This is a genomic window from Nocardioides sp. (assembly GCF_035481145.1).
In the GTDB taxonomy this organism is placed as follows: Bacteria; Actinomycetota; Actinomycetes; order Propionibacteriales; family Nocardioidaceae; genus Nocardioides.
Map to the genome: position 1 here is coordinate 1 of NZ_DATIHB010000059.1, position 9,119 is coordinate 9,119.

A 9,119-nucleotide genomic window follows, 5' to 3' on the forward strand; every position below is an offset into this window, starting at 1 on the left:
GCGTCAGGTGGCCGCCGGTGCCGTCTCGCGCGAGCTGCAGCGCCGACAGGTCCGCGATCGCGCTGTCCGCATGGTGCAGGCAGGCCCACCAGGCGCGCTGGAGCGGCGACAGCTTGCCGGAGCCCTCGCGGAAGAGGCCCATGGAGAGCCGGTGCACCGTCTTGCGCCGCACGAGGCGGGCGATGTCGGCGTCGGTCACCCCCAGGCCTGTCAGCTGACTTCGCGTGATCACGCCTGCCTGGGCCGTCAGCCGGGCACGCACGAGGGCGACGTCGTACGGCGGGACCTGGCGCTGCGGTCGGGGCATGCCGGGAGCGTGCCCCGTTCGAGGCGGGCATGCATCCGCCTGCGGTTGCCCCTGTGGACAACGATTCTGTGCGCCTGTCACGCATCCATTGCCTGGCCGACGAACAAGATCGGTGGGCCGCGCCGGCGCTCGGCTGCTGCCCCGCTCCGCCACTTGCGAATAGAACTGGCGCGCCGGATCAGCGGGACGCCCGACCGCTCAGGCGTCGGCGGTCTCGTCCGCCGGCTCGTCGACCTCGGCAGCGGCGCCCTTCGAGGGCACGACGAAGCGGTAGCCGACGTTGCGGACCGTGCCGATGAGGTTCTCGTTCTCGGGGCCGAGCTTGGCGCGGAGGCGACGCACGTGGACGTCGACGGTGCGCGTGCCACCGAAGTAGTCGTAGCCCCAGACCTCCTGGAGCAGCTGCTGGCGGGTGAAGACCCGGCCCGGGTGCTGGGCGAGGTACTTCAGCAGCTCGAACTCCTTGAAGGTGAGGTCGAGCGCGCGGCCGCCCAGGCGCGCGGTGTAGGTCGCGTCGTCGACGACGACCTCGCCGGAGCGGATGACGTGGGCATCGGGGTTGTCGGCCTGGCGGCGGGCGTTGTTGCGCGCGATCGCGAGCTTGATGCGCGCCTCGAGCTCGGCGGGACCCACCGTCATGAGCACGATCTCGTCCATGCCCCAGTCGGCGCTGACCACGGAGAGGCCGCCCTCGGTGAGCACGAGCATGACGGGGACGTCGGAGCCGGTCGCGAGCATCAGCCGGCAGAGGTCACGGGCGTGGGCGAGGTCCTGGCGGCCGTCGACGAGGATCAGGTCGGAGTCGGGAGCCTCGAGGAGTGCGCTGCCCTCGGCGGGCAGGACCTTCACCTGGTGGCTGAGCAGCGAGAGGCCGGGCAGGACCTCGGTGGAGGACTGCAGGGCGCTCGTCAGCAGGAGCAGGGTGCTCATCGGCGCCTCCTCATGACTGCGGCCCCCGGGGTGGGTGTGATGCCACGGTGCCTGCAGAATATCGGACGTGACCCCTCCCGATGCCACAGCGACCACGATCACGGTCCGCTACTGGGCGGGCGCACGCGCTGCAGCAGGCGTCGCCGAGGAGTCGTACGCCGGCCCGCAGAGCCTCGAGGACCTGCGCGAGGCCGCCATCGCGCGGCACCCGGAGAGCGACCGCCTGGCCGGCGTACTGGCGGTCTGCTCGGTGCTCGTGGACGGCCGTCAGCCCCAGGGTGGCGAGGTGGGGGCCGGCAGCGTCGTGGAGTTCCTGCCGCCGTTCGCGGGCGGCTGAGGAATGCTCGACCCCCGCTTCGAGTTGGGGGCGGTGTGACCACCGGCCAGTACGTCCTCGTTGCCGCCGTCGTGCTCGCCGTCGGCATCGGCCTGTGGCGCCTCGCGACCGACGGCAGGTTCCGCGGGACCCACAAGGTGCATGGGGCACCCACGACTGATCTCCATGACCTCCGGCTCGACGTCTGGGGGGAGCTGGTCGGTGCAGGAGCGGCGCGCCGCGGTGACGCCCTCGGTGAGAAGGCGACGCTGGTGCAGTTCTCCAGTGCGTTCTGTGCGCCCTGCCGGGCGACCCGGCGGATCCTCTCCGAGGTCACCGCGCTGGTCCCCGGCGTCCGCCATGTCGAGATCGACGCCGAGCACCACCTCGACCTGGTCCGCACGCTCGGCATCCTCCGGACGCCCACCACGGTCGTGCTGGACGCCTCGGGCCGTGAGATCGCCAGGGCGCAGGGCGCGCCCACGCAGCAGCAGGTGCTGACGGCACTCGACCAGCTCTGATCCCGAGCGGCCGAGCGGCCGGCCGGGCCTTCCGAGGATCAGCGCTTCTGCGCGAAGATCATCAACGTCGGCAGCATCCGCGGGGGAGTCAGCCGGTCGACGAGGCTGGCCACGCGCCAGGCGGCGACGTTCGCCCCGACGTACTGCGGCTCGCTGGCGTGGCCGTAGACGGCGAGCTTCCACGACGCGGGCGGGAAGAGTCGGCCCAGGTGCTTCCAGGTGTTCATCGCATAGCGTGTCGGGAAGACGTCCTCGGCGAGTCGGCCGGGCTGGAGGCTCTCCAGGACCTTGACGTGCATCCGGTTGGGAACCGCGCGGGCGACGATGCCGATCATTCCCCACTTGTTCGGGGTGCGGGCCGCGAACCAGCCGCCGGGCTTGAGGATCCGCTGGAGCTCGGCGGCCACGCCCGGAGCGTCAGCCGCATCGACGTGCTCGAGGACGTGGTCGGCGAAGACCAGGTCGAACGTGGCGTCGGCGAAGGGGAGCGGCTCGCCGGGCACGATGAGGTGCGCTTCGTCGAGCTTCGGGTTCTCGAGCACGACCGGGTCGACGTCGACGCCGACGACCTTCGCCACGCGGGTGCCGATGTCCCGCACGTTCTGGTGGAAGGACGACAGGCCGACGTCCGTCCAGGCCCCGCGCCCCGCGCCGAAGTCGAGGACCACGCTCTCCGGGCCGAGCAACGCGTTGATCCGCTGGAAGAAGTCGATGAAGCCGTCGTGGCGGGTGAAACCGCCCGCGGCGACCTCGGGGTAGATCCGCTGCGCAGCCGGGTTGGGCGTGAAGTCGTCGGTCACGGCGCCACCCTACTGACACCGAGCGGCTGCGCAGGGGCGTCCCGCGCGCATGAGTGCGTCGTGCGGCTAGGGTTTCCGCAGGATCCTGAGGAGGACACGTCGTGAGTGAAGCGCTGGGTCGGCGCGACCTGCTGCTGACGGCCGTCGCCGTCCTCCTGACGGCCGGCCTGACCTGGGCGGCCGCGACGATCAACCCCTTCCTCGCCCTGGCCGCCGCGATCGGTCTGGTCGTCTTCGTGACCCTCGGCACCGACCGCGCGGGCGTGGTCTGCCTGGTCGTCGCGTTCGCCACGGCGCCGATGAGCCGTGGGCTCGACGGCCTGACGGGCGGGATCGGCACCCCGACCGATCTCTTCCTCGTGCTGGCCTGGCTGCTGCTCCTGCCGAGCCTCGCCAACCGGCGACTCGGCCTCCCGACGGCATGGACCCTCGGCATCGTGGTCCTCTTCAGCTTCGCGCTGCTGGGATCGGCGATCTCCTCGACCACGGTCCAGAGCCTGGCCAGCCTCGCTCAGTGGATGTTCTTCCTGGCCGGGCTACCACTGCTGATCGCGTGGTGGAACCCCGCGAGCAGCCGGATCGTCGCGCTGCTCTGGGCCTACGTGGGCGGCCACATGGTCAGCACCTTCGTGGGCCTCGCGGAGGGCAAGGACCCTGTCACCGGTCGCTACGACGGCCTGACGATCCACCCCAACGGCTTCGGCCTGGCTGGACTGGTCTCGTTGGCGATCCTCTTCTACCTCTACCAGCACCACCGCGGGCAGGGCCTCCGGTTGCTCATGGCTGGCGCCGCGCTGCTCAGCCTCACCTCGATCTGGTTCAGCGGAAGCCGCGGCGCGCTCGCCGTGGCGATCGCCCTCGTCGCGATGCTGCCGCTCGTCGAGCGGTCCACGCTCTCCAGCATCGGTGTCTTCAGCCTGGGCGCCGTCGTGCTCGCCTCGGGCCCGGTCATCGTCAGCCTCAGCGGTGAGGGATCGGCCCTCGGACGTCTGCTGGGCGGTGGCTCGGCGACGGTCGCCGACGACGAGCGCGAGTCGGCGTTCAGCGGCGGCATCGAGCGGTTCCTCGACGCCCCGCTGACGGGCAGCGGTCTCGTCAACGTCGAGCTGATCCACAACCTGTACGTCGAGGTCGCCGTCGCCGCCGGTGTCGTCGGCCTCATCGGCTACCTGCTCGTCCTCGGCACCCTGGCCCGACCGCTCTTCGGCGACCATCCGCAGCGCCGGCTCGCGTGGATGGCCTGGGCCGTCGTCGGCATCGCCGCCGCGCTTCCGGGCCTGTGGGACCGGACCATCTGGGTGCCGGTGAGCCTCGCGATCCTGCCGACACTCCTGCCCTCGGCAGATCCGCGCCGCGAGACGGCTCAGGAGTCGTCCCCGGAGTCGGACGAGGGCAGCACCGTCGTCGGCACCAACCGCAGCCGTCCGCGCCCCGCTTCCTGAGGCCGCGCGACGCTCAGAGCTGGTGCCACCAGGTGCGGTCGGCCTCGTAGCCGAAGTCGACGAGGTCCTGGCCCGCGAACTGGTCGAAGACCTCGCCCGCCTCACGGGAGAAGTGCTCGACCCAGTCGCCGGCGATGCCCTTGCGCAGGAAGCTGCCGCGGTGCTCCTCGCCTGCCGCGCGGCCGGTCTCGGTCTTGAACGCGTGGCGCTCGACGGCGAGCTCGACGAGACGACGGTCGACCGGCGTGCCCTGGGCCTTCTCGATCGCCTGGGAGAGCTCGTTGACGCCGTCGACGAGGAGGTTCTCGTAGGAGACGTGGCCGACGTTCGGCTGGTCCCACCACGCGCGGATGTGGTCCTGCCACGTGACGCCGCGCGTCGTCGGGGCGACGGTCATCTGGTACTCGATGAACTTCGGCATGTTGCCGACCGCGTCGTCGGGGTCGAACGACGGGCCGTAGAGCTTGTGGAAGATCTCCGCGAGTGCCGCTGAGTACTTCGGGTCACGCTTGAGGACCAGGCCGCGCATCCAGTGGAAGTACATCGACACCACGACATCGCGACCGTCGCGCCGGATGTAGACCGACGGGCCGAAGCGCTCGTCGTACATCCAGTGCGAGTGGATGACCGACTGCATCATGATCGGCAGCTGGTAGTCGATCGGGGCGGGCAGGCCGAGCGCCGAGCCGAGCTGCTTGCAGAGCCAGACGGTGCCGGACTTGGGGTAGCCCGCGCCGTTCCACATGCCGAGCTCGGCGCCCCGGCGCGTCACGATCTGGCGCGTCGCTCCGCGTGCCACGCGGCGCAGCTTCTCCTCGACGAAGAGGGTGGCCTTCGGCTTGATGTGGTCGTGCTCCTGCTCTGTCACGGCGGTCACTGTAGACGGTCGCGAAGACGGGTTGCAGCGCAATCCGCGGACGACCGAAGCGCCTTGCCACGCGACGTCCCCGAATCTGGTGGAATAGCGCCGGTCGCCCCCGCGAGCCGCACCACGCGCACTCCACGAGGACTCCTTTGCTCTCCACGCCCGTCGTCCTGATCGCCTTCAACCGGCCACATCTGACGTCCCGCACCTTCGCGGCGATCCGCGAGGCCCGCCCGAGCGACCTCTTCCTCGTGGTCGATGGACCGCGCGCGGACCGCCCGGACGACGCCGGGCTCTGCGCGGAGACACGCGCCGTCCTCGACGGCGTCGACTGGCCGTGCCGCGTGCACCGCCGGTACGCCGAGTCGAACGTCGGCCTCGAGGCGAACGTCGAGCTGGGCCTGGACTGGGTCTTCGGCCAGGTGGACCGGGCGATCGTGCTGGAGGACGACTGCGTCGCGCACCCGTCCTTCTTCCGCTACGCGGCGGAGCTGCTGGACCGCTACGCCGATGACCAGCGGGTCTGGCAGGTCTCCGGCAGTGGGCTGGGCGTTCCCCGGGAGCTCTTCTCGGGCCACTCCTACGCGTTCACCGCATGGGCCAGCGTGTGGGGCTGGGCGACGTGGGCCGACCGGTGGCAGCAGCACCGTGCCGTCTTCGTGCGCGACCACACCGCGGGTCAGGCGCCGGTGCGGACCGAGACGTGGACGGCCCGCCCCGGCCAGCTGGTGACGCGGTCGGGCCTGCACCATTTCACGGAGGCCTCGCAGTCGCCCGACACCATCACGCACGGGTGGGACAAGCACTGGTGGCTGACGATGATCAGTCGCGGCGCGTTCGCCCTCTCGCCGGCGGCCAACCTGGTGGAGAACGTCGGGTGGGGTGCGGGAGCCACGCACGCCTCGCACGTCGTGGGCCGGAGCGACCACGCGGCCGTCGGCCTGGACTTCCCCCTGCAGCACCCCGCGCGGGTGGCGCTCGACGTCGAGGTCGAGCGCGAGCTGGAGCTGGTCCTCAGCCGGGTCGGAGGCCGTTCCGCGCGGCTGGCCCGCAAGGTCCTGCGTTCTCCCCGTCTGCGCAACCTCGCCCGGAAGGCCGTCAACAGCCGGGCCGCCGTCCGTGCGGCCCGGACCGCTTCCCGCCTCACCGACAGGAGCCCTCGTGGCTGAGAGCTTGTTCGCCACACCGATCGTCCTCTTCGTCTTCAACCGTCCCGAGGTCACGCGCCGCAACATCGAGGCGCTCCGCGCGTTGCGGCCGGCGAAGCTCTTCGTGGTCGCCGACGGCCCCCGCTCCACGCGTCCCGGAGAGGACGCGCTGTGCGCGACCGTGCGTGAGCTGATCACCTCGGAGCCGTGGGAGGGCGAGCTCGTCACGCGGTTCGCCGAGCGGAACCTGGGCCTGGAGGCCAACATCGAGCTCGGTCTCGACTGGGTCTTCTCCCAGGTCGACCGTGCGATCGTCGTCGAGGACGACTGCATCGCCCATCCGTCGTTCTTCCCCTATTGCGAGGAGCTCCTCGAGCGGTACGCCGACGAGCCGCGCGTGTGGCAGATCGGCGGCGACACCCATTTGGTGCCGGAGGCGCTCTTCGACGGCTACAGCTACGGCTTCAGCACCTGGGCGAGCGTCTGGGGCTGGGCCACGTGGGCTGACCGGTGGCACAAGCACCGCGCGGTCTTCCCGCGCGACCACGCCGGGGCGGAGGAGCGTGTCGACCAGGTCCCGCGCACGGTCGACGCCTGGCGCACCGAGCCGGCGCTCCCTCACCCCGACTCACTGGTCACCGAGGCGGCGATGAAGCACTTCACGCAGGTCGCGCAGGAGCGTGATGGCGACGCCCGCGGGTGGGACCACCACTGGTGGGTGACGATCATGTCCGAGCGCGGCCTCTCGGCGATGCCTGCGCTCAACCTCGTCGAGAACGACGGTTACGGCGCCGACGCGACCCACACGGTCTCGGCCAAGGACCCCTATCCCGCCGTCGGTCTCGAGTTTCCGCTCTCGCACCCGCCGGTGGAGCTGAACCGGGCCGTGGAGGCCGAGCTCGAGCTCGTCCTGCTCCGCACGGACGGCCGGCTCTCCCGCTTCGCGCGCAAGCTGATCCGCCCCCTGTGGATGCGCGCGATCGTCCGCACGATCATCACCCACCCTCTCGTGTGGCGCGTCGTGCGCCGGTTCGCTGCGCGGTGATCGGGTCGTGACGCTCCCGGTCTGGCTCCGTCCGTGGTGGCCCCTGTTCAAGCGGCTGCACGGCCTGGTCACGCTGCTCTGTGGCGTGCTGTTCCGTCTGGTCGCCCCCGTCCTCGGTGACCGCGGCGTACCGCGAGCGGCTGCGGCCACCTCCCGGCAGACCGCGGCGGCCGAGCCGGCTGCCGTGACCTTCCACCCCGGCCACCCGGCGGCCACGGTCGCCCGCCGGCCGACCCCCGGCAACCCCGCGGACCACTGGGTCTTCGCCGAGGTCGAGGCAGTCTCCGTCCCCGAGACCTTCACGCTCGAGGTACGCGACGGGCGGATCACGGGCGACTACGGCGCGACGATCACGCCGGGCGGCCGCCTCGACCACGAGACGAGCACCTACTTCGGTGTCTCCGACTGGAAGCGGCACCCGCTCTACCTGCGACCGACGCTGGGCGAGGTGGAGCACCTGCCCGGCACCGCCCTCAGCCTGACCACCCGCGGGGCCTCCTCGAACTACTACCACTTCCTGTACGACGCGATCGGCCGACTCGGAGTGCTCGCGGAGTCGCTTCCCGACGCTCGCTGGGAGACGGTGGTCGTGCCCCACCAGGCCCGCTACCAGAAGGCGCTGCTCGAGCTCGCCGGTGTGTCCGGTCGCTACGTCGAGCCCCGGCGCGGTCTCACCTACCGTGCCGACCGGCTCCTGGTGCCCTCCAACCCCAACTGGCACCTCGAGGCGCCGCCGGCGACCGTGGAGTGGCTGCGCGCCCACCTGCGCCCCTCGGCGGTCCCGGACCTGCCGCGACGGCTCTACCTGACCCGCGGCTCACTCCCCAACACGCGCCGGTACGTCGAGGAGCCGGCACTCTGGCCAGAGCTCGAGCGGCGTGGGTTCCACCGCCTGGACGCGGGCACGCTCACGGTCCAGGAGCAGATCAACGTCTTCGCGAACGCCGAGGCGATCGTCGCCCCGCACGGTGCCGCGCTGACCAACATGACCTTCAGCCCGCCGGGCGTGAAGGTGCTGGAGATGTTCCCGGCGACCTACGTCCACCTCGGCCTGTGGTCGATCGCGCAAGCGATCGGCGCCGACTACCGCTACCTCGTCGCCGACGGAGTGGAGCAGGCGGGACGGCGCAACAAGGGCGTGCTCGACGACGTCTCGATCCCGGTCGCCCGGGTGCTCGCCGAGGTCGACGCGCTGCTCGGTTGAGCGGAGACCGCCCGGCTCAGGCCTCGACGATGTCCGCGATGGCGCGACGGAGGTCGTCGGCGGAGACGGTCGTCAGGTCGATCTCGAAGTACGCCTTGTTGGCGGCGAGCTTCGCGTCGCTCCAGTCCCACCACTTCACGTCCTTGACCAGCTCCACGATCTCGTCGGGGAAGCGGTACTTCACGACCCTCGCCGGAGTGCCGACGGCGATGGCGTACGCCGGGATCGACTTGGTGACGACCGACCCGGCACCGACGATGGCACCGTCGCCGATCTCGACCCCCGGCAGGATCGTCGCGCCGTCCCCGATCCAGGTGTTGGCGCCGATCACGACCGGCTTCTCCGGCATCGCCAGCACGCTGCGGCCCTTGATGATGCGCTGCTGGACCCACTCCTGCATGTTCGCGAACTCGGTGTGGTGGTTGGCGCTGCGGATCACCACACCGCCGATCAGCGCGTAGGGGCCGATCGTGCACGGGTCGATCCAGGCTGCGCTGGTGTTGCGGAAGCGGCGGCCGATCACCGCGTGCTCGTGCACGAC

General features: G+C 71.1%; 10 protein-coding genes and 1 pseudogene. 6 read left to right on the plus strand and 5 right to left on the minus strand.

Annotation, left to right across the window (positions count from 1 at the left end; translation table 11 throughout):
* Positions 1-307 (minus strand): annotated as a pseudogene (locus VLF38_RS04750) (type IV toxin-antitoxin system AbiEi family antitoxin domain-containing protein); the annotation flags it as partial.
* A gap of 198 nt (positions 308-505) precedes the next feature.
* Complete coding sequence (locus VLF38_RS04755) at positions 506-1,237, minus strand: response regulator transcription factor (RefSeq protein WP_325270136.1); 732 nt, start codon at positions 1,235-1,237, stop codon at positions 506-508.
* 67 nt (positions 1,238-1,304) lie between these two features.
* Between VLF38_RS04755 and VLF38_RS04760 the strand changes: the two genes are divergently transcribed.
* Both VLF38_RS04760 and VLF38_RS04765 read left to right on the plus strand, forming a co-directional pair.
* Positions 1,305-1,574 (plus strand): MoaD/ThiS family protein, encoded by a 270-nt coding sequence (locus VLF38_RS04760; protein ID WP_325270137.1) that lies wholly within the window; start codon positions 1,305-1,307, stop codon positions 1,572-1,574.
* A gap of 35 nt (positions 1,575-1,609) precedes the next feature.
* Positions 1,610-2,074 (plus strand): thioredoxin family protein, encoded by a 465-nt coding sequence (locus tag VLF38_RS04765; protein WP_325270138.1) that lies wholly within the window; start codon positions 1,610-1,612, stop codon positions 2,072-2,074.
* Positions 2,075-2,112: 38 nt separating this feature from the next.
* Here VLF38_RS04765 and VLF38_RS04770 read toward each other — a convergent pair whose 3' ends face one another.
* A complete protein-coding gene (locus tag VLF38_RS04770) occupies positions 2,113-2,874 on the minus strand; it encodes a methyltransferase domain-containing protein (protein WP_325270139.1) in 762 nt (253 codons plus the stop codon).
* A 101-nt stretch (positions 2,875-2,975) separates the two neighbouring features.
* On the opposite strand from VLF38_RS04770, the gene VLF38_RS04775 reads away from it, so the two are divergent.
* Positions 2,976-4,316, plus strand: a complete 1,341-nt coding sequence (locus VLF38_RS04775) for a hypothetical protein (protein WP_325270140.1) — start codon at positions 2,976-2,978, stop codon at positions 4,314-4,316.
* 13 nt (positions 4,317-4,329) lie between these two features.
* On the opposite strand, the gene VLF38_RS04780 is transcribed toward VLF38_RS04775, so the two are convergent.
* Positions 4,330-5,184: a sulfotransferase domain-containing protein gene (locus tag VLF38_RS04780; protein ID WP_325270141.1), complete on the minus strand. Its 855-nt coding sequence runs from the start codon at positions 5,182-5,184 to the stop codon at positions 4,330-4,332.
* 146 nt (positions 5,185-5,330) lie between these two features.
* Between VLF38_RS04780 and VLF38_RS04785 the strand changes: the two genes are divergently transcribed.
* The 3 genes from VLF38_RS04785 to VLF38_RS04795 are packed head-to-tail and all read left to right on the plus strand — an operon-like array spanning position 5,331 to position 8,578.
* Positions 5,331-6,350: a hypothetical protein gene (locus tag VLF38_RS04785; protein ID WP_325270142.1), complete on the plus strand. Its 1,020-nt coding sequence runs from the start codon at positions 5,331-5,333 to the stop codon at positions 6,348-6,350.
* Entirely contained in the window at positions 6,343-7,374 is a 1,032-nt protein-coding gene (locus VLF38_RS04790; RefSeq protein ID WP_325270143.1) for a hypothetical protein, read from the plus strand. Before VLF38_RS04785 ends, VLF38_RS04790 begins: the two co-directional genes overlap by 8 nt.
* Positions 7,375-7,381: 7 nt before the next feature.
* The gene (locus VLF38_RS04795; RefSeq protein WP_325270144.1) at positions 7,382-8,578 is read left to right on the plus strand and encodes a glycosyltransferase family 61 protein; all 1,197 of its coding nucleotides are present in this window, start codon (positions 7,382-7,384) and stop codon (positions 8,576-8,578) included.
* A gap of 16 nt (positions 8,579-8,594) precedes the next feature.
* On the opposite strand, the gene VLF38_RS04800 is transcribed toward VLF38_RS04795, so the two are convergent.
* Positions 8,595-9,119, minus strand: a 525-nt coding sequence (locus tag VLF38_RS04800; protein WP_325270145.1) for a CatB-related O-acetyltransferase, incomplete at its 5' end; no start/stop codon positions are given.